Source organism: Streptomyces sp. NPDC048507 (assembly GCF_043199995.1).
In the GTDB taxonomy this organism is placed as follows: domain Bacteria; phylum Actinomycetota; class Actinomycetes; order Streptomycetales; family Streptomycetaceae; genus Streptomyces.
In genome coordinates this window covers 168,356-190,198 of record NZ_JBICWZ010000009.1, presented here as the reverse complement: position 1 = coordinate 190,198, position 21,843 = coordinate 168,356, and the positions used below count along the sequence as shown (strand labels likewise).

The window sequence follows — 21,843 nt, the reverse complement described above, 5'->3', positions numbered from 1 at the left end:
GGACCGGCTAGACCGGCGGTCCGGGCAGGTCCGCCCGTACGCAGGTGAGGAAGCCGTCCCAGGCCGGCCCGGTGAAGAGCACGGCCGGGCCGTCCGCCCGCTTGGAATCGCGGACGGCCAGCAGGCCGCCGGTCAGGGCGGCCGTTTCCACGCAGTTGTTCATTCCGGTACTGCGGCTGCTCCGCCGCCACCGCGCGCTGCTCAGAAGTCCGCGGTCGGATAAGGGGGTTGCGGACACGGGGGGTGCCTCCTTACGCGTCGTCAGCGAGTGAGCTGATGAGATCCGACGAGTCACGGGGCGGGAGGGCGTGCGCCTGGATGGTGCGGAACGCGGCGCCGTAGGCCTCCAGGTCTTCCTTCCGCTCCAGATAGAGGCTACTCGTCAAATGGTCGAGTACCACCACATCCAGATCGGCGATGTTCGGAAATGAGAAAATGACGAACGGTCCTGTGAGGCCGAGATGGCCCCCCACGGTGAACGGCAGTACCTGCAACCGCACTTGCGGCAGCCGCGCCACCTCCACCAGGTGCCTCAGCTGCTCGCGCATCACCCCGGGCCCCCCGATCTGGCGCCGCAGCACGGCCTCGTCCAGCACCGCGCTCAGCTCCAGCGGCGGATCGGAACGCAGCACCGCCTGCCGGGCCAGCCGTACGTCGACCAGCGCGTCCACCTTCGGCTCCGGCAGCCCGCCCAGCGCGGCCCGGGTCACGGCCCGTGCGTACTGCGGGGTCTGGAGCAGTCCCGGCACCACCGAGAGCTCCACGGTCCGGGCCGCGCGGGCCCCGGCCTCCAGGCTGATGAAGTCCCGGTACTCCTGCGGGAGCAGGCCCCGGTAGTCGTGCCACCACTGGCGCCCTCCCGCGGCGGCCCCGTTCCCCGCGGGTCCGGCCGCGGAGGCCCCGAGCGCCTCCAGCAGGGCGCGTTGCTGGGTGCTCACGACCTCTCCGTAGGCGTCGAGCAGCAGCCGGATGTCCTGCGACTTCACGCCACTGCGGCCCGTCTCGATGCGGCTGACTTTCGACTGGTGCCATCCCACGATGCGGGCGGCCTCACCACTGGTGAGCCCGGCGCGGTCGCGGAGGGCACGCAGTTCCTCGCCGAGCTTGCGCCGGCGCACCGCGGGACCGTGCTGCATACCCGCTCTCCTTCCACCGGCACGCCTCGCACCGGAATCCCGTCCAAATACGCTCTTCCGTAGCAGAGTTCACCGCATTGAGGGACAGATATATGCATATCTTGGGGGAACGGCGGAAACGACGGCACGATGGGTGACACTCTGGCGCTCAGCGTAAGGTCCGGGGCGGCTGCGTCCCGGTGGGAAAGGGACGTCGCCATGGCAGATCAGCAGGAAGCCACCGTCACTCTGCCGAGCGACCCGGTCTCGGTCGCCGCCGCCCGCCGGTACGTCGCGCAGGTGCTGGGGGAGTGGGGACTGCCCGAGGACGCCGAGACCGCCGACACCGTACGGCTGATCGTCTCGGAGCTCGCCACCAACGCGGTGCAGCACACCTTCGGCCAGTCGCCCACCTTCACCGTCGACGTCCGGCTCGAACGCGAGGAGTGGCTGCGGGTCGGGGTGACGGACAGCCACCCGCGCTGGCCCCGGCGGCTCCCCGCCGCCGTACAGCAGGACAACGGCCGCGGGATGGTCATCATCCGCTGGCTCGCGGCCGAGGCCGGCGGCCGGCTCACGGTCAGCCCGACCGCCGACGGCGGCAAGACCGTGTGGATCGCCCTGCCCTGGCCGGCCGGCGCGGTCGCGCGGACCGCCCGGGGCTGCTGACGCCGCTCCCGGGAGGTCGTATACGGCGGGCACGTCGCCGGGCGCGTTGCCGGGCGCCCGTACGGGTGAACCGGACCCCTTCCGGAAACGTGGGTTAACCCGGCGGAAAAGTGTGGGCCCTAGCGTGTCGGACCACGGCTTTGCGCCAACGATCAGCCATGGGCCGGTAAAGGCCGGGCGATGGGGACGGAAAGCCTGTCCCCGCGTTGGGCAAGACATGCTTGGCATGGATATGCACAGGTCAACAGAGTGTTGAAGGCCGGTACGGTCGTCGTGGCGCGATGTTGATCATGTCCCGGAAGCTTGGTGGTATTCAGGTGCAGTTGACACCGCACGAACAAGAGAGACTCATGATCCACGTGGCCGCTGACGTGGCCGAGAAGCGCAGGTTGCGCGGGGTCCTCCTGAACCACCCCGAGGCCGTGGCGCTGATCACCTCGCACATCCTCGAAGGCGCCCGTGACGGGCGGACCGTGGCCGAGCTGATGGCCTCCGGCCGTACCGTGCTCGTCCGCGCCCAGGTCATGGAGGGCATCCCCGAAATGATCCACGACGTCCAGGTCGAGGCGACCTTCCCGGACGGCACGAAGCTCGTCACCGTCCACGACCCCATCGTCTGAACAGGAGCACCCTGATGATCCCCGGCGAAATCGCCTACGGGGACGGTCCGGTGCGCCTGAACGAAGGCCGCCCCGTCACCCGCCTCACCGTGCTCAACTCCGCCGACCGGCCCGTCCAGGTCGGCTCCCACTACCACTTCGCCGAGGCCAACCCCGGCCTGGACTTCGACCGCCCCGCCGCCCACGGCCTGCGCCTGAACATCGCCGCCGGCACCGCCGTCCGCTTCGAGCCGGGCATCCCGGTCGCCGTGGAACTCGTACCGCTCGCCGGGCTGCGCACCGTACCGGGACTGCGCGGGGAAACCGGGGGGCCGCTCGATGGCTGAGATCTCGCGCCAGGTGTACGCCGACCTCTTCGGCCCGACGAAGGGCGACCGGATCCGGCTCGCCGACACCGACCTCTTCGTCGAGATCGAGCAGGACCTCAGCGGCGGACCCGGGAACTCCGGTGACGAGGCCGTCTTCGGCGGCGGCAAGGTCATCCGCGAGTCCATGGGACAGGCCCGCACCACCCGCGCCGAAGGCGCACCCGACACGGTGATCACCGGCGTCGTGATCCTCGACCACTGGGGCATCGTCAAGGCCGATATCGGCATCCGCGACGGCCGGATCTGCGGCATCGGCAAGGCGGGCAACCCCGACACCATGGACGGGGTCGACCCGGCGCTCGTCATCGGCCCCGAGACCGAGATCATCGCCGGCAACGGGAAGATCGTCACCGCGGGCGCCATCGACACCCACATCCACTTCATCGCGCCGACGGTCATCGACGAGGCCCTCGCCTCCGGCATCACCACCATGGTCGGCGGCGGCACCGGACCCGCCGAAGGGTCCAAGGCCACCACCGTGACCCCCGGCCCCTGGCACCTCGCCCGGATGTTCGCGGCCCTGGAGGCCTACCCCGTCAACATCGGCCTGCTCGGCAAGGGCAACACCATGTCCCGCGAGGGCATGCGGTCCCAGCTGCGCGGCGGCGCCCTCGGCTTCAAGATCCACGAGGACTGGGGGGCCACTCCCGCCGTCATCGACGCCTGCCTCAGCGTCGCGGACGAGACGGGCGCCCAGGTCGCCATCCACACCGACACCCTCAACGAGGCCGGTTTCGTGGGCGACACCCTCGCGGCCATCGCCGGGCGGACGATCCACTCGTACCACACCGAGGGCGCGGGCGGCGGGCACGCACCCGACATCATCACCGTGGTCTCCGAGCCCTACATCCTGCCCAGCTCGACCAACCCGACCCGGCCGCACACCGTCAACACCGTCGAGGAACACCTCGACATGCTGATGGTCTGCCACCACCTCAACCCGGCCGTCCCCGAGGACCTGGCCTTCGCCGAATCGCGGATCCGGCCCTCCACCATCGCCGCCGAGGACGTCCTGCACGACCTCGGAGCCATCTCCATCATCTCCTCCGACTCCCAGGCCATGGGCCGGGTCGGCGAGGTCGTGATGCGCACCTGGCAGACCGCCCACGTGATGAAGAAGAGACGCGGGTTCCTGCCCGGCGACGGTCCCGCCGACAACCACCGGGCCCGCCGCTACGTCGCCAAGTACACGATCAACCCCGCCGTCGCCCAGGGCCTCGCCCGCGAGGTCGGCTCGGTCGAGGTGGGCAAGCTCGCCGACCTGGTGCTGTGGAACCCGGCCTTCTTCGGCGTCAAGCCCGAGGTGGTCGTCAAGGGCGGACAGATCGCCTACGCGCAGATGGGCGACGCCAACGCCTCCATCCCCACCCCCCAGCCCGTCCTGCCCCGGCCCATGTTCGGCAGCACCGGCCGTGCGCCCGCCCTGAACTCGCTCAACTTCACCGCGCAGGCGGCGCTCGACGACGGCCTGCCCGAACGGCTCGGACTCGGCAAGGAGTTCGTGGCCATCGAGAACACCCGAAAGGTGGGCAAGGCGGACATGCGCAACAACGACGCGATGCCCCGGGTGCACGTCGACGCGGACACCTTCACCGTCACGATCGACGGCGAGGCCGTGGAGCCCGCGCCCGCGGCGGAACTTCCCATGGCACAGAGATACTTCCTCTTCTGATGCGCCGGAGCATGCGCGGACGCAGCCCGCGGGGGAACGCCCGATGACCCTCGCCACGCTGCTCGTGCTCGCGGACGGCCGCTTCCCCGCCGGAGGCCACGCGCACTCCGGCGGGGCGGAGGCCGCCTGCAAGGCGGGCCGCATCCACGACGCGGCGAGCCTCGCCGACTTCTGCCGGGGCCGCCTGCACACCGCCGGGCTGACCGCCGCCGCGCTCGCGGCGGCGGCCGCCCTCGGCCTCGACCCGGCGGAGCTCGACGCCGCCGCCGACGCCCGCACCCCCTCGCCCGCGCTGCGCGCCGCCGCGCGCCGGCTCGGGCGGCAGCTGATGCGGGCCGCCCGCGCCACCTGGCCCGACCCCGCGCTCGACGCGCTGGCGGCGGCCTTCCCGCGCGGGGCGCACCAGCCCGTGGTGCTCGGGGCCGCCGCCCGGGCGGCCGGCCTCGGCGCGCTCGACGCCGCCCACGTGGCCGCGTACGAGAGCGTCAGCGGACCGGCCACCGCGACCGTACGGCTGCTGGGCCTGGACCCCTTCGAGGCCACCGGGGTACTGGCCCGGCTGGCGCCCGAGCTCGACGCCGTCGCGGCCAGGGCCGCCGAAGCCGCCCTGCTCGCCCGCACCGAAGGCCCGGACGCGCTGCCCGCGCCCTCCTCGCCCCTCCTGGAGATCGCCGCGCAGGTCCACGCCGACTGGCCGGTACGCCTCTTCGCCTCCTGAGCGCCCCGAGCGACCCGCCCGGCCCCCCACACCACCCAAGGAGAACCCGTGCACCTCGACCACGACGTGACGTACCCCCACCGCCACACCCACGCCGCCGACCCGCACCGCACCGACGGCACCCGCCGCGCCCTGCGCATCGGACTCGGCGGACCCGTCGGCTCCGGCAAGACGGCGACCGTCGCCGCGCTCTGCCGGGCGCTGCGCGCCGAACTGTCCATGGCCGTCGTCACGAACGACATCTACACCCGCGAGGACGCCGAGTTCCTGCTCCGCGAGGCGGTCCTGCCGCCCGAGCGGATCAGCGCCGTCGAGACCGGGGCCTGCCCGCACACCGCCATCCGCGACGACATCTCCGCCAACCTGGAGGCGGTGGAGGAATTGGAGGAGAACGTCGGCCCGCTCGACCTCATCCTCGTCGAGTCCGGCGGCGACAACCTGACCGCCACCTTCTCCCGCGGCCTGGTCGACGCCCAGATCTTCGTCATCGACGTGGCCGGCGGCGACGACATCCCGCGCAAGGGCGGCCCCGGCGTCACCACCGCCGACCTGCTCGTCGTCAACAAGACCGACCTCGCCCCGCACGTCGGTTCCGACCTGGACCGGATGGCCCGCGACGCCGCCGCGCAGCGCGGTGAACTGCCCGTCGCCTTCCAGTCCCTGCGCGGGACCGAGGGCGTGGCCCCGGTGGCCGACTGGGTGCGCGAGCGGATCGCCGCCTGGGTCGTACGGTGACCACCGCGCCCCCCGCCCCCGCGGCCCCACCCTCCGCCCCCGCCCGGCCCGCCACCGGACTGCGCGCCACCGCCCGCATCGGCGCCGTCCGCGACGGACGCGGCGGCACCGCCCTGCCCCTGCTGGCCGGGGAGGGGCCGCTCGCCCTGCGCCGGACCCGGAGCGAGGGCGCCGAGGCCGGGGTGATGCTGGTCGGCGCGATGAGCGCCCCCCTCGGAGGCGACCACCTCACGGTGGAGGCCGACGCGGGGCCGGGTGCCCGGCTCCTGCTGCGCTCGGCGGCGGCCACCCTGGCCCTGCCCGGCCGGGGCGGCGAGCCCGCCCGGTACGACGTCCGCCTCACCCTCGCCGAGGACGCGGCGGTGCGCTGGCTGCCCGAGCCGCTGGTGTCCGTGCGCGGCAGCGACCTGCGCGTGCGCACCCGGGCGGAACTGGCCCCCACCGCCCGGCTGATGCTGCGCGAGGAGCAGGTGCTGGGCCGCACCGCGGAGGCTCCGGGCCTGCTGCGCGCGCGGCTCACCGTCGTCCGGGCCGGCCGCCCCCTGCTGGACCAGGACCTGTCCTGCGGACCCGGCGCACCCGGCGGCTGGGACGGGCCGGCCGGCATCGCGGGCCACCGGGCGCTCGGCCAGCTCCTCGTCGTGGACCCGCGCTTCGAGGCGGACCCGCCCCCTGCGCGGGTGCTGGGGGAGTTCGCCGCGGTCACCCCGCTCGCGGGCCCGGCGGTGCTGGTGACGGCCCTGGCCCCGGACGCGCTGCGACTGCGCGAGCTGCTGGACGGGGCGGTGCGCGCGTACGGGTGGTGAGGGGGGTTCGTAGTCGGGGCGAATGGGACACCGCTCAGCGGTACACCCGTCTCCGGTTATCGGGTTGGCAAAGATCTGGACCGCACTCTGTTGTCGGGTATCGGTCAGGCGAAAGGATCCCCCTGCACGCCGACGACCGAACCCGACCGAACACGGCCGCCCACGGCGGCACATGACGCAGGGGGAACAACCACGTGATACGCACCGCGGCGCTGGGGAGCGCTGCCACTCTCATCACCGGTGCACTGGCAGCCGGTCTGCTGCTCGCGCCGTCCGCCTCGGCGGCCTCCGCCGGCCGCGACAACGGCGCGGCCGAGGCGGTGGGCGCCCAGATCGCCGCCGCCCGCGCCGCGCGGACCGGCGTCGACTGGAAGGACTGTCCTGCCGACTGGGGCTTCGAGAAGCCGATCCAGTGCGGCTGGGTCAAGGTCCCGCTCGACTACACCAAGCCGTTCGGCAAGACCATCGACCTCGCGGTCGACCGGATCGCCAACACGGGCACGAAGGAGGAGCGCCAGGGCGCGCTCGTCTACAACCCGGGCGGCCCCGGCGGTTCCGGCATGCGCTTCCCGCGCCGGGTCACCACCAAGAGCCCGCTGTGGACCAACACCTCCAAGGCGTACGACTTCGTGGGCTTCGACCCCCGCGGCGTCGGCCACTCCGCCCCGATCTCCTGCATCGACCCGCAGGAGTTCGTCAAGGCGCCGAAGGCCGACCCGGTCCCCTCGAACGAGGCCGACAAGCGCGCCCAGCGCAAGCTCGCCGCCGAGTACGCGGACGGCTGCAAGGAGCGCAGCGGCGAGATGCTGCCGCACATGACCACGCCCAACACCGCGCGCGACCTGGACGTCATCCGGGCCGCCCTCGGCGAGCAGAAGCTGAACTACCTCGGCGTCTCCTACGGCACCTACCTGGGCGGGGTCTACGCGACCCTCTTCCCGACCCACGTGCGCCGCATGATCGTCGACAGCGTGGTCAACCCGGAGCAGGACAACATCTGGTACCAGGCCAACCTGGAGCAGGACGTCGCCTTCCAGATGCGCTGGAACGACTGGGAGGACTGGGTCGCGAAGAACGACGCGTCCTTCCACCTGGGCAACACCCGCGCCAAGGTCGAGGCCAAGTGGCTGGAGCTGCGCGGCAAGGCCAAGGCCAACCCGCTCGGCGGGGTCGTCGGCCCCTCGGAGCTCCTCGGCTTCTTCCAGGGCGCCCCGTACTACGACTCCTCGTGGGTCCCGGTCGCGCAGGCGTTCAGCGCCTGGGCCGCCGGTGACGAGAAGCCGCTGATCGACGCGATCGCCCCGGACATGTCCGACACCGCGGGCAACGCCGCGTCGGAGAACAGCAACGCCGTCTACACCGCGGTCGAGTGCGCCGACGCCAAGTGGCCGACCAGCTGGGCCAAGTGGGACCGCGACAACACCGAGCTCCACAAGAAGTACCCGTTCCTGACCTGGTCGAACGCGTGGATGAACCTGCCCTGCGCGACCTGGAAGTCCAAGCAGAGCACCCCGATCGAGGTCGGTGCCAAGCGCGGTCTGCCGCCGGTCCTGATCGTCCAGTCCGAGCGTGACGCGGCCACCCCGTACAAGGGTGGCGTCGAGCTGCACCGCCGGCTGGCCGGCTCGCGCCTGATCACCGAGCAGAACGCCGGCTCGCACGGTGTGACCAGCCTGGTCAACCCCTGCATCAACACCCGGGTCGACGCCTACCTGCTGACCGGCAAGGTCGACGCCAAGGACGTGAAGTGCGGCCCGCACGCCACGCCCGTCGCGCCCGCCCCGGCCGCGGCCAAGCAGCTCGCCCAGTCCCCGGCCGCCGCCCTCGCGGCTGCCGAGGAGCTCCCGGCCGTCCGCTAGGACGCTCGGGGACGATGAGCGGGAGGAGGCTCAGCGCGCCGAGCGCCGGGCCTTCTTCCGCTTCTCCTCTTCCTCCGCCTTCACGTCGGCGGCGTACCGGTCGACGTACTCCTGGCCGGACAGCCCGAGGATCGCGTACATGATCTCGTCGGTCACGGCGCGCAGCACGGCCCGCTCGCCCTCCATCCCCGCGTACCGGGAGAACTCCATCGGAGCGCCGAAGCGGATGGTCACCCGCCGGATCTTCGGCAGCTTCTGCCCGGGCGGCTGGATCTCGAAGGTGCCGACCATCGCGCAGGGCACCACCGGCACCCCGGCGCCGAGCGCCATCGCGGCCACCCCGACCTTGCCCTTGTAGAGGCGTCCGTCGTGCGAGCGGGTGCCCTCCGGGTAGATCCCGAGCAGCTCCTCCTCGGCCAGCACCCCGAGCCCCTCGCGCAGGGCCGCCTTCCCGGCGTCCTTGCCGGAGCGGTCCACCGGGATCTGGCCGGCGCTGCGGAAGAAGGCGGCGGTCAGCCGGCCCTTGAGGCCCGGGCCGGTGAAGTACTCGGCCTTCGCGAGGAAGGTGATCCGGCGCCGCAGGATCGCGGGCATGAGGAAGTGGTCCGAGAAGGAGAGGTGGTTGCCCGCGATGATCGCCGCCCCTTCGGGCGGGATGTTCTCCAGCCCCTCGATCCGCGGCCGGAACAGCAGCCGCAGCAACGGACCGAGCAGCACGTGCTTGAGCAAGTGGTAGAACACCCGGCGCTTCCCTTCACCTGACGACCGGATCAGTGTGACGGAACCGGCGCCGGATGGGCACGCCGAGGCGCGATCCCGGCCACCCGGCCGGGCACGGCCGGCGGTGCGCCGCGGCGCGCGCCGGTCCGGCCGGGCTCAGGTGCCGCCGGTGGCGGCCGTCCCCAGGGTCAGCAGGCCCAGCACCACCCAGCCGAACCACAGCCAGCCGTTGCTGCCGAGCGCCACGGAATACGCGGAGACGGCCACCAGGGCGGCGAAGGTCGTGACGGCCATCGCCTTTACGGATCCGGTCATGCCCCATGGTGGCGCCCCGGGCGCCTCCAGCGCTACTGGCCGCGCCCTCGGAGCGAGGCGAGATACGAGTTGTACGCCGCGAGCTCCTGGTCGCCGTTGCGGTCCTCGGCCCGGTCCGAGCGCTTCGCGGCACGCTGCTCCGAGTGGTACCACTGGTACACCAGCGCGATCAGCACCAGCACCGAGGGGATCTCGCTGAAGGCCCAGGCGATGCCGCCGCCCCACTGCTGGTCGAGCAGCGGCTCGATGCCGAGGGAGGCCGGCGGGTCCGCGTACGTCTTGATCATGGGCTCGCTGGCCATCATCAGCGCGATGCCGAAGAAGGCGTGGAAGGGCATGCCGGCGAACAGCTCCAGCATCCGCATCACGTAGCCGGGGCGGTGCGGGCCCGGGTCCACGCCCATGATCGGCCAGAAGAAGATCAGGCCGACCGCGAGGAAGTGCACCATCATCGCGATGTGACCCGTCTTCGACTCCATCAGGAAGTCGAAGAGCGGGGTGAAGTACAGCCCGTAGAGGCTCGCGATGAACATCGGGATGGTGAAGGCCGGGTGCGTCACGATCCGCATGTACCGGCTGTGCAGCAGCATCAGGAGCAGTTCGCGCGGCCCCTTGCTGCCGCGCGCCGCGGGCGCCAGCGCGCGCAGCGCCAGCGTCACCGGCGCGCCCAGCAGCAGCAGGATCGGGCTGACCATGCTGATCACCATGTGCTGGACCATGTGCACGCTGAACATGACCATGCCGTAGTCGTTCAGCTTGGTGCACATCATCAGCGCCACGCTCAGCACGCCGATCGCGAAGGCGACCGTGCGGCCCACCGGCCAGGCGTCCCCGCGCCCGCGCAGCCGCAGCACCCCCCAGGCGTACAGGGCGAGCCCGATCAGGGAGCCGAACAGGAAGAAGGCGTCGAAGGAGAACTCCAGCCCGCGCCCGAGGGTGAACGGCGGCAGGTCCATGTCCATGTTCATGTCCATGCCGTGACCGCTGTGATCCATCTGTTCACTCCCTTGACTGTGGCGCCCCACCACAGTAGTGCCGCCCCCGGACACGATCGCGTCCGGGGGCGGCACTCAGCAGGGGGGAAACATCACAGACGTCACAGAACGGTCTGCGCCTCTTCGTACCGCTCGTCCGGCACCGTCTTGAGCGTCGACGTGGCCTCCGCCAGCGGCACCATCACGATGTCCGTGCCGCGCAGCGCCGTCAGCATGCCGAACTCGCCCCGGTGCGCCGCCTCCACCGCGTGCCAGCCGAAGCGGGTCGCGAGCACCCGGTCGTACGCGGTGGGCGTGCCGCCGCGCTGGACGTGGCCCAGGATGACCGGACGGGCCTCCTTGCCGAGCCGGGCCTCCAGCTCGACGGCGAGGCGGTTGCCGATGCCGGCGAACCGCTCGTGGCCGTACATGTCCGTACCGCCCTGCTCGAAGGCCATCGTGCCCGCGGCCGGCTTGGCGCCCTCGGCGACCACGACGATCGCGAACCGCTTGCCCGCCGAGAACCGCTCGCCGACGATCGCCGTCAGCTCGTCGATGTCGAAGGGGCGTTCCGGCACGACGATCGCGTGCGCGCCGGCCGCCATGCCCGAGTGCAGCGCGATCCAGCCGGTGTGCCGGCCCATGACCTCCACGACCATGACCCGCTGGTGGGACTCGGCGGTGGTCTTCAGCCGGTCCAGGGCCTCGGTGGCCACGCCGACGGCCGTGTCGAAACCGAAGGTGACGTCGGTCGAGGCGATGTCGTTGTCGATGGTCTTCGGGACTCCGACGATCGGCAGGCCGGCCTGTGCGAGCAGGTTGGCCGCCTTCAGCGTGCCCTCGCCGCCGATCGGGATGATGGCGTCCAGGCCGAGGTCGGCGACGTGCCCCCGGGCCCGCTCCACGCCGTCGCGCAGGTGCGCGGGCTGGACGCGGGAGGAGCCGAGGATGGTGCCGCCGAGGGCCAGGATGCCGCTCACGGCGTCCAGGTCGAGCTTGCGGTAGTCGCACTCCAGAAGGCCCCGCCAGCCGTCGCGGAAGCCGATCACCTCGTCACCGTGGTCGACGACGGCGCGGTGCACGACCGAACGGATGACGGCATTGAGGCCGGGGCAGTCGCCGCCGGAAGTGAGCACACCAATGCGCATGGCAGGAAGAACCTTTGCAACGTGGGCCGACGACCGGACCACGTCGTCCGGTTGGAACTGGCGACCAGCCTACAAGCGGATCCCCAGTGGACTGAACCATCCTCCACATGCTGGTCAGATCCGTCGTACGAACAGACGTCGGCCCGGACCCCCTGGGGGATCCGGGCCGACGACCGGTGCGGGCGGGCCCGCGCGGGCTACGCGGGCTGCGTCGCCGCCGCGATGCGCTCGTTGCGCAGCGCCTCGTACCAGCGGTCGTCTATGGCCGGCAGCGCGTTCACGTCGAGGGCCAGCTTCAGCAGCAGGTCCGCGATCAGCGGGTTGCGGGCCATGACGGGGCCGTGCATGTACGTGCCGAAGACGGTGTCGTTGTACGCGCCCTCGGTGCCGTCCCCGGTGCCGTTGCCGCGGCCCAGCCGGGTGCGGGCGAAGGGCCGGGCCGTCGGGCCCAGGTGCGTGACGCCCTGGTGGTTCTCGAAGCCCGTCAGCGGCGGCAGGTTCAGCCGCGGGTCGATGTCGGCCAGTACGTCGCCGACGCACCGCTCGGCCTCGCCGCGCACCGTGACCACGTCCAGCAGGCCGAGGCCCTGCTGGCGCTCGCCCATGTCGTTGACGAACTCCTGGCCGAGGATCTGGTACCCGGCACACACGGAGAAGACGATCGCCCCGTTCGAGACGGCGCGCTCCAGGCCGCCGTCGCGCAGCAGCCGCTCCGCGGCCAGCCGCTGCGGCCGGTCCTCGCCGCCGCCGATCAGGTAGATGTCGCCCGACGTGGGGATGGGCTGGTCGCTGCGCACGTCCACGCGCTGGACGTCCAGGCCGCGCTGGCGCGCCCGGCGCTCCACCACGAGGGCGTTGCCCTGGTCTCCGTACGTGCTGAGCAGGTCCGGGTAGACCCACACCAGACGCAGGCTGTTGTCGCTCATGCTCTAGTCCTCTGCGGTTCTGACGGGGCGCTAGTTGCCGACGCGGCGGCGCACGTCCTGGAAGGCGGTGTAGTTGGCGATGAGCTCGATCTGTCCGGGCGGCGCCAGCTGCACGGCCTCGTCGAGGGTCTCGCAGACCCGGAAGTCCAGACCGGCCACTTCCAGGCGCACCGCGAGGTCCAGCTTGCGGTCGCCGATCACGAAGATCGGGTGGCCGAGGAGGCGCGGGTAGTCCACGTCCCACAGCCAGGAGGTGTCCGTGCCGTCGGCGCCGCGCGCGTTCACCGAGAGGATCACCGGCGTGGGCGGCGGGTCGATCAGGGAAAACGTTTCGAGCCAGCCCGCCGGGTTCTTCGCGAGCAGCAGCCGCAGCTCGCGGCCCATGAAGTTCACGACGTCGTAGCGGCCGGCGACGGCCTGCACCTGGTACATGCGCTCCAGCGCGACCTGCGGGGGCACGCCGAACACGGCGGCCACGGCGGCCGAGGTGGCGGCGTTCGCCTTGTTCGCGCGGCCCGGCAGCTGGAGGTGGATCGGCCAGGCGCTGCCGTGCGGGTCGAGCACGTGGTCGCCGGAGAGCACCCAGCTGGGGGCCGGGCGGCGGAAGCCGCACTCGCCGCAGAACCAGTCGTCGCCCGGACGCTGCATGACGCCACCGCAGGAGGGGCACGACCAGGCGTCGTCCTTCCACTCCTGACCGGCGGCCACCCACACGACGTTCTGCGACGAGGACGCCGACCACACGATCAGCGGGTCGTCGCAGTTCGCGACGATGACCGCCTTGGATCCCTGGAGTCCCTCGCGCCACTTCTCGGCGAGCATGCGGGTCTCCGCCGCGCGGTCCAGCTGGTCGCGGGAGAGGTTCAGCAGGGCGATCACCTTGGGGGTGACGTCCCGGGCCACCCCGGCCAGGTACTTCTCGTCGACCTCGATGACGCCGTACTTGGCGTCCGAGCCGCCGGCCAGGGCCGAGGTGATGCCCGCCGGCATGTTGGCGCCGAGGGCGTTGGAGACGACCGGCCCGCTGGCCCGCAGGGCCTCCGCGATCAGCCGGGTCGTCGTGGTCTTGCCGTTCGTCGCGGAGACGAGGACGACATCGAGATGCTGCGCCAGCGCGCCGAGGAGATCGGGGTCCAGCCTGAGTGCGACCTTGCCACCGATCACCGATCCGCTTCCGCGTCCCGCGGCCCGCGACACCGCCGCCGCGGCCTTGCCCGCCGTCACGGCCAGCTTGGCCCGCGGCGAAAGCGGCTCCGTGTTGCCTGCCATCGTCCCTTGTCCTCCTTGCGTCGGTCGGCCCCAGCCTATCCAGTACCGGCCGGGGCCTTGACCGCGGCGCCCCCGGGCTGCCGCGGATCTCCTCATATATTCGCCCGTCGTACCCTTACGGCCATGCGACAGCGCCCCATCCCCGGTACCACCGGACTCGTCCGCACCATGAGCCTGCTGGGTGATCCGGTGCTCCACTCCGCTTGTGCGGAGGTGACCGCCTTCGGGCCCGAACTCGACCGTCTCATCGAGGACATGTTCGCCACCATGTACGCCGCCCAGGGCGTCGGCCTCGCCGCGAACCAGGTCGGTGTCGGGCAGCGGGTCTTCGTCTACGACTGCCCCGACGACGAGGACGTCCGCCACGTGGGACACCTCGTCAATCCGCGTCTGGTCCTCGCGGACGGTGACGAGTTCCGCGGTCCCGAGGGCTGTCTGTCCCTGCCCGGGCTGGAGGCGGGCACGGTCCGTTTCGACCGGGCGGTCGTCGAAGGCGTGACCTCGGACGGGTCGCCGGTACGGATCGAGGGCACGGGGTTCTTCGCCCGCTGCCTCCAGCACGAGTGCGACCACCTCGACGGCACGGTGTACGCGGACCGGGTGAGCGGGCTGCGCGCCCGCCGCCTGCGCCGGGCGATCCGCCGGGCCCCCTGGTCCCGGCGGGGCTGAGCCGGGCGTCGGGCTCCGGCCGCGGGGGCGGGCCGGCCCGGGTCAGAAGCCCGGGCCGTCCGCACGGTTGCCCGCGGTGGAGAGCCGTCCCCACAGCAGGTCGGTGAGCCCGGCCACCAGCTCGGCCCGGCCGCAGGGGCGTTCGCCGAGCCACCAGTCCCCGGCGGCGTGCATCATGCCGACGATGCCGTGCCCCCAGATGCGGGCGAGCCGTTCGCCGCCGGGGCCCAGGTCGACGCGTTCGCCGACCACCTGGGCCAGTTCCTCGCCGAGCCGGCGCAGCAGCGGGGCCGAGTGCAGGCCCACGTCGAAACCGCGCTCGGGGCTCTGCGGGTCCTCGGCCGGGTGCATCAGGAACCGGTACACCTGCGGCCGGGCCTCGATGGCGGCGAGGTAGGTGTCGAGGGTGGCCTCCACCCGGCGGCGCCGTTCGGCGGGCGCGTCGAGCGCGGCCCGCAGCGACTCCAGCAGGGCGTCGGTGTGCCGGACGGCGAGGGCCTGGTACAGCCCGGCCTTGTCGCCGAAGTGGCGGTAGAGGATCGGCTTCGTGATGCCCGCCTCGGCCGCGATGGCGTTCATGGAGGCCTTGGGCCCGTCCCTGAGCACGACGCGGTCCGCCGCCTCGAGCAGCTCCCGCCGACGGCGTTCGGCCGCTCCCGGCTCGCCGGCCTGCGCAGTGGTGTGCATGACGTGTTTCTCTCCCCGCCCTTGCGATGGTGCGTGACGCCCACGCAACGTAACACCCCGCACACCCTCGTGTTCGATCCGGCGGCGCTTGACAGTGCTTACCGACCGGTAACAGACTGTGGCCATTGTTCGGGTTACCGACAGTAACGCGCAGGCGCGGGACTGTCGGCGGCCGTGTGAGACAGCTGGAGGGGACATGGCGGAGTTCACCATGGAGCTCAACGACGACCAGAAGCAGGTCCGTGACTGGATCCACGGCTTCGCCGCCGACGTGATCAGGCCCGCGGCCGCGGAATGGGACGAGCGGGAAGAGACTCCGTGGCCCGTCATCCAGGAGGCCGCCAAGGTCGGCATCTACTCCCTGGACTTCTACGCCCAGCAGTTCTTCGACCCCACCGGCCTCGGCATCCCGATGGCCATGGAAGAGCTCTTCTGGGGCGACGCGGGCATCGCGCTGTCGATCGTCGGCACCGGTCTCGCGGCCATCGGCGTCGTCGCCAACGGCACCGAGGAGCAGATCGGGACCTGGATCCCGCAGATGTACGGCACGCCGGACGACGTGAAGGTCGCCGCGTTCTGCTCCTCCGAGCCGGACGCCGGCTCCGACGTCGGCGCGATGCGCACGCGGGCCGTCTACGACCAGGCCAAGGACGAGTGGGTGCTGAACGGCACCAAGACCTGGGCGACCAACGGCGGCATCGCCAACGTCCACATCGTCGTCGCCGTCGTCGACCCGGAGCTCGGCACCAAGGGGCACGCCTCCTTCATCGTGCCGCCCGCCACCCCCGGCCTGTCGCAGGGCCAGAAGTTCAAGAAGCACGGCATCCGCGCCTCGCACACCGCGGAAGTGGTCCTGGAGGACGTACGGGTGCCCGGTTCCTGCCTGCTCGGCGGCAAGGACAAGCTCGACGAGCGGCTCGCCCGGGCCCGCGAGCGGGCGGCGGCGGGCGGCGGCGAGCGCGTGAAGAACGCGGCGATGGCCACCTTCGAGGCCTCCCGGCCCGCCGTCGGCGCGATGGCCGTGGGCACGGCGCGGGCCGCGTACGAGGTCGCCCTCGACTACGCCAGGACCCGTACCCAGTTCGGCCGCCCGATCATCGACAACCAGGGCGTCGCCTTCCAGCTCGCCGACATGCGCACCCAGATCGACGCCGCCCGCCTGCTGGTGTGGCGGGCCTCCTGGATGGCGGTGGCGGGCAAGCCCTTCACCTCGGCCGAGGGCTCGATGTCCAAGCTCTACGCGAGCGAGGTCGCCAAGAAGGTCACCGCCCAGGCGGTGCAGATCCTCGGCGGCAACGGCTTCACCCGCGAGTACCCGGTGGAGCGCATGCACCGGGACAGCGCGATCTACACCATCTTCGAGGGGACCAGCGAGATCCAGCGCCTCGTCATCGCCCGGACCCTCTCGGGCATGCCGATCCGCTAGCGGAGCGGCGCGCGGTGAGCGGCGGGGGCGGGGCCGGGCGGCCCCGCCCCTCCTCGGCGTGCGCGCGCTCAGCGCACGGGGGCGAGGCAGTTGGTGCGCACGCCGCCCGGGCCGTACTTCAGGTCCGCGTAGAACTCCCCGTCCGCGCAGGTCGCCCCGGGCTCCAGCAGCCGCGTGACGCGCAGCTCGGCCGACGCCGCGCCGCACGGCACCACCCGCAGGTCCTGCTCGTGCCAGTCGCCCGCGTTGCGAACGCACTGCCCCGGGGCCAGCGTGTCCGCCGCGCGCTCCTCGTCCCCGGCCACCAGGCCGATCACCAGGAGCGCCGCGACGGCGAGGGGGAGGAGCACCGCCGGGACGAGGAAGAGCAGCGCGGCCGGCCGCCGCCACAGCGGCCGCCCCGGATCCAGCGGGGGCCGGAAGCCGCCCGCCGGCGGGCCGAGCCGGCGGAAGGCCGCGCGCGGGCCGAGGTTCAGGAGCAGGGTCACCGGGGTGACGAACAGCGACAGCGGACCCCACCAGCCCTGCCACAGGGTGTCGGCGGACATCCGCCGCCAGGTCGAGGTACCGCAGTCGCGGCAGAACGGCCCCGGGGCACTCAGGAAGCGCATCAGCACGATCAGGCCCTGGTGGCCCCGGACCGTGGCGGGAGCCGCGGGCACCGCCCCGCACACCCGGCAGCCCCCCGCGCCGGGCGGGTACGGATGGACGTACCCGCCCGGCTGCGGCCCCGGCGGTCCGTACGTCCCGCCGGGTGCCTGCGGCGGGACGTACGGCCCCCGCGCCCGCGGGTCGGCGTACGGCCCCTGCGGCGGCGGTGTGGCCACGGCGGCCTCCTGGTGCGCGGTGATCGTCGTGCGGCGGTCACGCGGCACCCTAGCCGGGGGGCTCAGGCGCGCAGCAGGCGGGTGAGGGCGTGCCCGAACAGGACCCGGCCCGCCCGGGCCGTCAGGGGGTCCAGGAAGCGCGGGAGGGCGCTCAGGCGCAGTTCCTCGCGCCAGTGCACCTCCGAGCCCCCGTCGGCGGCGGCGCGGATCTCGATCTCCGCCCACCCCGTCACGATCCGGCCGCGCTTCTCCAGCCGGACCAGGCGCGGCGGGTCCCAGCGCACGATCTCCATGGGGTCGTCGAAGGTGATCCTGCCCACGCCCGTGCGCGCCGTGAAGCGCGTTCCGCTGGCCGTCGGCGGCGGTGTTTCGATGATCGTCCGGGTGAGCGGGACCTGTGCGCCGTGCCGTTCCCAGTCCGTCACCCGCCGCCATGCCTCGGCCGGGGGGAGGGGACTGCGGCGAATGATCCGGATGACGGGCATGAGCGCATGGTAAGCGGGCATACACACCCTGAACTGGACCTCGAATATGGGTTCCGTCCGGGGGTGGCGATCAGTAATACTCACCGCCACCGTGGATCGCGGATTCGACCGGGTGACCACCGGCCCTCCCGCCCCACACTGCGAGGAGGTGCGCCATGTGCTCCCACCAGCCCCCCTGCCCGCCCGCCGACAGCGCCGACCACGACGCTGCCCGCACCGTGGCCTCCCACCCCGAACAGGGGTGGAGCCTGCTCTGCAACGGCGTGGTGGTGTTCGACGACACCGGTGAACTGCTCCCCGAAGGCCGGACGGTGGAACCCCGTCGGCCGGCCCTGGTCTGAGCCGAGGAGGCAGCATGCGCCAGCAGCTGATCCGCAAGCCCGTCCCCAAGCCCGCCCCCCGAGACCTGGACCTCCGTACACCGTCGGGCAGACCCCTCCCGTACTGACGGGAGCCCCAGAGCGCTTACGGTGTCCATCGGCCGCACCTCAGCCGGTGGACGCCGCCGCACCGCCCAGGAACGCGCTTTCGTACGCCGCGTCGCCGATCGCCGCCCGCGCCTGCCGTTCGCCCTGGTCGCGCAGGGCCGTCAGCGAGGGCGAGCCGCCCATCTGCGGCCGCCCGACGGTGCGCCACCAGGCGTGCCCGGTGCCGAGCAGCCGCGCGGCCAGTTCCCCGTCGCCCAGCCCGGCCACGGCCGCGGCGAGCACGTCCAGGCCGAGCGCGATGCCGAAGCGGTCGCCCAGCAGCCGCTTGCCGGAGAGCATGGCCCGCACGTGCCGGGCGGCCTCCCCGTGCTGCCCGAGCCCCAGCGCCGCGACGGCCAGGATGTAGTCCGCGTACGCCCGCAGCCACCGTTCGCCCAGCTCCGCGCAGGACTCGCGCAGCCCCCGGGCCTCCTCGGCGGCCTCCTCGAAGCGTCCGAGGTCGCACAGGGCGTAGCCGGTGGCCAGCCGGCACAGCAGCCAGCCCGGCCCGCTGGTCCGCCCGCCGTGTCCCGCCCGGGCCCGGGGCCCGGCCAGCGCGAGCGCCGTCTCGGGGTCGCCCGGCATCAGGACCGAGACCGCCCGCAGGTAGGCGGCGCGCAGCTCCGGCTCCGGGTCGGCCAGCCCGGCCGCCACCCGGGTGCAGCGGGCGCCGGTCTCCTGGGCCCGGTCCATGTCCCCCTGGAGCAGCATCGTCAGCCCGGCCGCCCACAGCCCCTGGGCGTGCGCGGCGTCCCCGGGCGGGGCGCCGGCCAGGGCCCGGTCCAGGAAGCCCCGGCCCTCGTGGACGTGGCCGCAGGCGAACCAGAAGAACCACAGGGCGCCGGCCATCTCCAGGGCCGCGGCTGGGTCGGCGGTGAGCAGGTGTTCCAGGGCGGTGCGCAGCTGCGCGTGCTCGGCGGTCATCCTGCGGTACCAGTCCACCTGGCCGGGGCCCATCCACCCCTGGTCGGCAGCCCGGGAGAGGGCGGCGTACCAGTGCGCGTGCCGGTCGGCGACGGTGCGGACCTCGCCGAGTTCCGCGAGCCAGTCGTGGCCGAACTCGCGGATGGTGTCGAGCATCAGGTAGCGGGCGCCCGCCCCCCGTTCCTCGGAGCGCCGTACGACGGACTTGGCGACGAGCCCCTCCAGGACGCGTTCCACCCGGGCCGGGGCCAGCGGGCCGCCGGAGCACACGGCCCGCGCGGCGGCGACGTCGAAGTCGCCGGTGAACACCGAGAGCCGGGCCCACAGCAGGCGTTCCACCGGTTCGCACAGCTCGTGGCTCCAGCCGATCGCGGTGCGCATGGTGCGGTGCCGGGGCGGCCGCACGGCCCGGCCGTCGGTGAGGACCTCGAAGCGGGTGCCGAGCCGCTGCGCCAGCTGCTCCAGGCTCCAGAGCCGCAGCCGGGCGCCGGCCAGCTCCAGGGCGAGCGGGATGCCGTCCAGGCGGCGGCACACCTCGGCGGCGACGTGGATCCGTCCGGGGTCGGCGAAGACGGCTCCGGAGCCCGGGGCGGCGGCCAGGGCGCGGGCCCGGAAGAGGGCCAGGGCGTCGCTGTCGGGGCCCTCGAAGGGCAGCGGGAGCACCTCCAGCACGGTCTCGCCGGGGGAGCCGAGCCGCTCGCGGGAGGTGGCCAGCACCGTCAGCCCGGGTGCGGACTGCAGGAGTTCGGCGGCGAGGTGGCGGACGTCGGAGACGAGGTGCTCGCAGGTGTCGAGGACGAGCAGGAGCTCCTTGTCGGCCATCCAGGCGCACAGTTCCTCGTCGAGGGGGTGCGCGGAGTGGTCGGAGAGTCCGACGGCGTGGGCGACGGTCGCGGTGAGCAACTGCGGGTCGCGCAGCGGCGAGAGGCGCACCCACCAGATGCCGTCGGGCCGGGCCGCCGCGCGGGCGACGGCCCGGCGGGCGAGGCGGGATTTGCCCACGCCGCCCACCCCGGTCAGGGTGATCAGTCTTCGGTCGTCCAACAGAGCTTCCAGCCGGGTGAGTTCGTGCTCCCGGCCGACGAAGCTCGCCGCTTCGGGCGGCAGGTTTCCCGGCACGGCGCCAGAGTCTGGCGCAGGGCCGCCGGCCGCGGAGCCTGCCTGATTGTCGTTGACCGAGTACTCACCGAACACGGTTGTATTGTGCGCGATCTTCTTTCGCGGCAATGCCGTTCGCGCCGGATCGGCGTGCGATCGGGCCCGGACCGGGCCGGGCGGTCAGCCGGCGAGCGTGATCCGACGCTCCTCGCCGAAGGCCCCCCAGTTGCCGTCGGGCAGCCGGGCGCGGAGTTTGAGGGTCCAGACGGTCCCGGCCGGCTCGCTCGTGTCGAGGCGGTAGGAGGCCCGGCCGGAGGGTACGGCTCCGGATCCGAACTGGATGTCGGTGACGGGCCGGTCGTTGACGTAGAGCTGGTACTCGGTGACCGGCCGCCCGGTGTCCGGCGGGGTCCAGGTGATCTCGACCGCGCGCGGGGAGGCGGTCGCGGTGAACGCGCCGGGTGCGGTGCCGGGGCCCCGGGCCGGGTCGGGCGGGGTGGTCACGGCGACGGCGGGGCCGTCGGGTGAGGTGTTGTCGGCTCCGTCGCGGGCCCGGACGGTGAAGGAGTAGGCGGTGCCCGGCTGGAGGCCGGTCAGGGTGGTGCCGTGCTCGCCGGGACCCGTGGTGTGGATCCGGATCCCGCCCTGGTAGACGTCGTACGCCGTCACTCCGGTGTCGTCCGTCGCGGCGGTCCACTCCAGCCGGACGCCGCGGGGGCCCTCGGCCCGGCCGGTGGTGGCGGGCGGCGCGGTGGGGGCCTGGTGGTCCTCGGGCTTGGCCTGCGGGGTGGTGACCCGGGCGGGGGAGCCGAGGGCGGAGCGGTTCCCGGCGGCGTCCCGGGCGCGGACGCCGAAGTCGTAGGCGGTCCCGGGGGTGAGTCCGGTGACGTCCACCATCGTCTTGTCGGCGGGGAGTTCGCGGACCAGCCGTCCGGCCTGGAACACCTGGTAGCCGGTGACCCCGTCGGCGGGATCGGCGGACTGCCACATGACGTGGACCGAAGTGGCGCTGCCCGCCTGGGCGGTGAGTCCGCCGGGCGGGTGCGGGGGCCGGGTGTCGCCCTCGTCGCAGGCGGCTCCCAGCGCGCCGAGGGCCAGGCAGAGGGCGAGGGCCGCGGTGAGGGTGCGCGGGGGAGCGGTGCGTCGCACGGGGTGGCTTCCTGCGCTTCCTGGCCGGGGGTGCCGCGTAAAGGTCTAGACATATATGGCACGCACGGCACCGGCCGGGCAAGACCCCTGCGGCCGGCGGGGCGGCGCGGGCGGGCCGACGGCGCCGGGGCGGGGGGTGATGTGGCCGGGTTCGTCTTCTTCTGCTCCCCTCTGGCATCATTGCGATCTCTTTGCAA

General features: G+C 72.9%; 24 protein-coding genes. 11 read left to right on the top strand and 13 right to left on the bottom strand.

The window, feature by feature from the left end:
* Nucleotides 1-7: 7 nt before the first annotated feature.
* Nucleotides 8-238 (bottom strand): DUF397 domain-containing protein, encoded by a 231-nt coding sequence (locus ACGFXC_RS24890; protein ID WP_393716236.1) that lies wholly within the window; start codon nucleotides 236-238, stop codon nucleotides 8-10.
* Nucleotides 239-251: 13 nt separating this feature from the next.
* Nucleotides 252-1,136 carry a helix-turn-helix domain-containing protein gene (locus tag ACGFXC_RS24885; RefSeq protein WP_393716234.1) on the bottom strand — a complete coding sequence of 295 codons (885 nt, stop codon included), beginning with the start codon at nucleotides 1,134-1,136 and terminating at the stop codon, nucleotides 252-254.
* A gap of 198 nt (nucleotides 1,137-1,334) precedes the next feature.
* On the opposite strand from ACGFXC_RS24885, the gene ACGFXC_RS24880 reads away from it, so the two are divergent.
* The 8 genes from ACGFXC_RS24880 (at nucleotide 1,335) to ACGFXC_RS24845 (ending at nucleotide 8,562) form a co-directional block, all read left to right on the top strand.
* Entirely contained in the window at nucleotides 1,335-1,784 is a 450-nt protein-coding gene (locus ACGFXC_RS24880) for an ATP-binding protein (RefSeq protein WP_393716232.1), read from the top strand.
* 317 nt (nucleotides 1,785-2,101) lie between these two features.
* Nucleotides 2,102-2,404 carry an urease subunit gamma gene (locus ACGFXC_RS24875; RefSeq protein ID WP_393716386.1) on the top strand — a complete coding sequence of 101 codons (303 nt, stop codon included), beginning with the start codon at nucleotides 2,102-2,104 and terminating at the stop codon, nucleotides 2,402-2,404.
* 14 nt (nucleotides 2,405-2,418) lie between these two features.
* Nucleotides 2,419-2,730 (top strand): urease subunit beta, encoded by a 312-nt coding sequence (locus ACGFXC_RS24870; RefSeq protein WP_393716230.1) that lies wholly within the window; start codon nucleotides 2,419-2,421, stop codon nucleotides 2,728-2,730.
* On the top strand, nucleotides 2,723-4,444 hold the full coding sequence (locus tag ACGFXC_RS24865; protein ID WP_393716228.1) for an urease subunit alpha: 1,722 nt from the start codon (nucleotides 2,723-2,725) through the stop codon (nucleotides 4,442-4,444). The genes ACGFXC_RS24870 and ACGFXC_RS24865 overlap by 8 nt, the downstream gene beginning before the upstream one ends.
* A 43-nt stretch (nucleotides 4,445-4,487) precedes the next feature.
* The gene (locus ACGFXC_RS24860) at nucleotides 4,488-5,162 is read left to right on the top strand and encodes an urease accessory protein UreF (RefSeq protein ID WP_393716226.1); all 675 of its coding nucleotides are present in this window, start codon (nucleotides 4,488-4,490) and stop codon (nucleotides 5,160-5,162) included.
* A gap of 48 nt (nucleotides 5,163-5,210) precedes the next feature.
* Nucleotides 5,211-5,897: an urease accessory protein UreG gene (gene ureG / locus ACGFXC_RS24855; RefSeq protein ID WP_393716224.1), complete on the top strand. Its 687-nt coding sequence runs from the start codon at nucleotides 5,211-5,213 to the stop codon at nucleotides 5,895-5,897.
* On the top strand, nucleotides 5,894-6,703 hold the full coding sequence (locus ACGFXC_RS24850) for an urease accessory protein UreD (RefSeq protein WP_393716222.1): 810 nt from the start codon (nucleotides 5,894-5,896) through the stop codon (nucleotides 6,701-6,703). The genes ureG and ACGFXC_RS24850 overlap by 4 nt, the downstream gene beginning before the upstream one ends.
* A gap of 194 nt (nucleotides 6,704-6,897) precedes the next feature.
* On the top strand, nucleotides 6,898-8,562 hold the full coding sequence (locus ACGFXC_RS24845; protein WP_393716220.1) for an alpha/beta hydrolase: 1,665 nt from the start codon (nucleotides 6,898-6,900) through the stop codon (nucleotides 8,560-8,562).
* Between the two features lie 30 nt (nucleotides 8,563-8,592).
* Here the strand turns inward: ACGFXC_RS24845 and ACGFXC_RS24840 are convergent, their stop codons facing one another.
* The 6 genes from ACGFXC_RS24840 to ACGFXC_RS24815 all read right to left on the bottom strand — a co-directional run bounded on the left by ACGFXC_RS24840 (nucleotide 8,593) and on the right by ACGFXC_RS24815 (nucleotide 13,914).
* Nucleotides 8,593-9,303 (bottom strand): lysophospholipid acyltransferase family protein, encoded by a 711-nt coding sequence (locus ACGFXC_RS24840; RefSeq protein WP_393716218.1) that lies wholly within the window; start codon nucleotides 9,301-9,303, stop codon nucleotides 8,593-8,595.
* Nucleotides 9,304-9,438: 135 nt separating this feature from the next.
* Nucleotides 9,439-9,597, bottom strand: coding sequence for a hypothetical protein (locus ACGFXC_RS24835; RefSeq protein ID WP_393716216.1), 159 nt, complete (start codon nucleotides 9,595-9,597; stop codon nucleotides 9,439-9,441).
* Between the two features lie 32 nt (nucleotides 9,598-9,629).
* Nucleotides 9,630-10,592 carry a cytochrome c oxidase assembly protein gene (locus tag ACGFXC_RS24830; protein ID WP_393716214.1) on the bottom strand — a complete coding sequence of 321 codons (963 nt, stop codon included), beginning with the start codon at nucleotides 10,590-10,592 and terminating at the stop codon, nucleotides 9,630-9,632.
* A 101-nt stretch (nucleotides 10,593-10,693) separates the two neighbouring features.
* Nucleotides 10,694-11,719 (bottom strand): 6-phosphofructokinase, encoded by a 1,026-nt coding sequence (locus tag ACGFXC_RS24825; RefSeq protein ID WP_393716212.1) that lies wholly within the window; start codon nucleotides 11,717-11,719, stop codon nucleotides 10,694-10,696.
* 197 nt (nucleotides 11,720-11,916) lie between these two features.
* Nucleotides 11,917-12,645, bottom strand: a complete 729-nt coding sequence (locus ACGFXC_RS24820; protein ID WP_393716210.1) for a type 1 glutamine amidotransferase — start codon at nucleotides 12,643-12,645, stop codon at nucleotides 11,917-11,919.
* Nucleotides 12,646-12,675: 30 nt separating this feature from the next.
* The gene (locus ACGFXC_RS24815; RefSeq protein ID WP_393716208.1) at nucleotides 12,676-13,914 is read right to left on the bottom strand and encodes a MurT ligase domain-containing protein; all 1,239 of its coding nucleotides are present in this window, start codon (nucleotides 13,912-13,914) and stop codon (nucleotides 12,676-12,678) included.
* Between the two features lie 123 nt (nucleotides 13,915-14,037).
* On the opposite strand from ACGFXC_RS24815, the gene def reads away from it, so the two are divergent.
* Complete coding sequence (def, locus tag ACGFXC_RS24810; protein ID WP_393716206.1) at nucleotides 14,038-14,583, top strand: peptide deformylase; 546 nt, start codon at nucleotides 14,038-14,040, stop codon at nucleotides 14,581-14,583.
* Between the two features lie 42 nt (nucleotides 14,584-14,625).
* Here the strand turns inward: def and ACGFXC_RS24805 are convergent, their stop codons facing one another.
* Nucleotides 14,626-15,270 (bottom strand): TetR family transcriptional regulator, encoded by a 645-nt coding sequence (locus tag ACGFXC_RS24805; RefSeq protein WP_393716205.1) that lies wholly within the window; start codon nucleotides 15,268-15,270, stop codon nucleotides 14,626-14,628.
* A gap of 196 nt (nucleotides 15,271-15,466) precedes the next feature.
* Between ACGFXC_RS24805 and ACGFXC_RS24800 the strand changes: the two genes are divergently transcribed.
* Complete coding sequence (locus tag ACGFXC_RS24800; RefSeq protein ID WP_393716204.1) at nucleotides 15,467-16,696, top strand: acyl-CoA dehydrogenase family protein; 1,230 nt, start codon at nucleotides 15,467-15,469, stop codon at nucleotides 16,694-16,696.
* 68 nt (nucleotides 16,697-16,764) lie between these two features.
* Here ACGFXC_RS24800 and ACGFXC_RS24795 read toward each other — a convergent pair whose 3' ends face one another.
* Entirely contained in the window at nucleotides 16,765-17,523 is a 759-nt protein-coding gene (locus tag ACGFXC_RS24795; RefSeq protein ID WP_393716202.1) for a hypothetical protein, read from the bottom strand.
* A 62-nt stretch (nucleotides 17,524-17,585) separates the two neighbouring features.
* A complete protein-coding gene (locus ACGFXC_RS24790) occupies nucleotides 17,586-18,008 on the bottom strand; it encodes an SRPBCC family protein (RefSeq protein WP_393716200.1) in 423 nt (140 codons plus the stop codon).
* Nucleotides 18,009-18,163: 155 nt separating this feature from the next.
* On the opposite strand from ACGFXC_RS24790, the gene ACGFXC_RS24785 reads away from it, so the two are divergent.
* Nucleotides 18,164-18,349: a DUF5999 family protein gene (locus ACGFXC_RS24785; RefSeq protein ID WP_356877810.1), complete on the top strand. Its 186-nt coding sequence runs from the start codon at nucleotides 18,164-18,166 to the stop codon at nucleotides 18,347-18,349.
* A gap of 147 nt (nucleotides 18,350-18,496) precedes the next feature.
* Here ACGFXC_RS24785 and ACGFXC_RS24780 read toward each other — a convergent pair whose 3' ends face one another.
* The gene (locus tag ACGFXC_RS24780; protein ID WP_393716198.1) at nucleotides 18,497-20,518 is read right to left on the bottom strand and encodes an ATP-binding protein; all 2,022 of its coding nucleotides are present in this window, start codon (nucleotides 20,516-20,518) and stop codon (nucleotides 18,497-18,499) included.
* 159 nt (nucleotides 20,519-20,677) lie between these two features.
* Nucleotides 20,678-21,646, bottom strand: a complete 969-nt coding sequence (locus ACGFXC_RS24775; protein WP_393716196.1) for a fibronectin type III domain-containing protein — start codon at nucleotides 21,644-21,646, stop codon at nucleotides 20,678-20,680.
* Nucleotides 21,647-21,843 lie beyond the last annotated feature (197 nt).

What these genes read in the sequence shown, in the direction of transcription:
- ACGFXC_RS24860 (WP_393716226.1), top strand. Translation starts at nt 4,488, where the DNA reads ATGACCCTCGCCACGCTGCTCGTGCTCGCGGACGGCCGCTTCCCCGCC.
- ACGFXC_RS24885 (WP_393716234.1), bottom strand. Translation starts at nt 1,136, where the DNA reads ATGCAGCACGGTCCCGCGGTGCGCCGGCGCAAGCTCGGCGAGGAACTG.
- ACGFXC_RS24865 (WP_393716228.1), top strand. Translation starts at nt 2,723, where the DNA reads ATGGCTGAGATCTCGCGCCAGGTGTACGCCGACCTCTTCGGCCCGACG.
- ACGFXC_RS24835 (WP_393716216.1), bottom strand. Translation starts at nt 9,597, where the DNA reads ATGACCGGATCCGTAAAGGCGATGGCCGTCACGACCTTCGCCGCCCTG.
- ACGFXC_RS24825 (WP_393716212.1), bottom strand. Translation starts at nt 11,719, where the DNA reads ATGCGCATTGGTGTGCTCACTTCCGGCGGCGACTGCCCCGGCCTCAAT.
- ACGFXC_RS24785 (WP_356877810.1), top strand. Translation starts at nt 18,164, where the DNA reads ATGTGCTCCCACCAGCCCCCCTGCCCGCCCGCCGACAGCGCCGACCAC.
- ACGFXC_RS24800 (WP_393716204.1), top strand. Translation starts at nt 15,467, where the DNA reads ATGGCGGAGTTCACCATGGAGCTCAACGACGACCAGAAGCAGGTCCGT.
- ACGFXC_RS24880 (WP_393716232.1), top strand. Translation starts at nt 1,335, where the DNA reads ATGGCAGATCAGCAGGAAGCCACCGTCACTCTGCCGAGCGACCCGGTC.
- ACGFXC_RS24870 (WP_393716230.1), top strand. Translation starts at nt 2,419, where the DNA reads ATGATCCCCGGCGAAATCGCCTACGGGGACGGTCCGGTGCGCCTGAAC.
- ACGFXC_RS24790 (WP_393716200.1), bottom strand. Translation starts at nt 18,008, where the DNA reads ATGCCCGTCATCCGGATCATTCGCCGCAGTCCCCTCCCCCCGGCCGAG.
- ACGFXC_RS24830 (WP_393716214.1), bottom strand. Translation starts at nt 10,592, where the DNA reads ATGGATCACAGCGGTCACGGCATGGACATGAACATGGACATGGACCTG.
- ACGFXC_RS24805 (WP_393716205.1), bottom strand. Translation starts at nt 15,270, where the DNA reads ATGCACACCACTGCGCAGGCCGGCGAGCCGGGAGCGGCCGAACGCCGT.
- ACGFXC_RS24815 (WP_393716208.1), bottom strand. Translation starts at nt 13,914, where the DNA reads ATGGCAGGCAACACGGAGCCGCTTTCGCCGCGGGCCAAGCTGGCCGTG.
- def (WP_393716206.1), top strand. Translation starts at nt 14,038, where the DNA reads ATGCGACAGCGCCCCATCCCCGGTACCACCGGACTCGTCCGCACCATG.
- ACGFXC_RS24820 (WP_393716210.1), bottom strand. Translation starts at nt 12,645, where the DNA reads ATGAGCGACAACAGCCTGCGTCTGGTGTGGGTCTACCCGGACCTGCTC.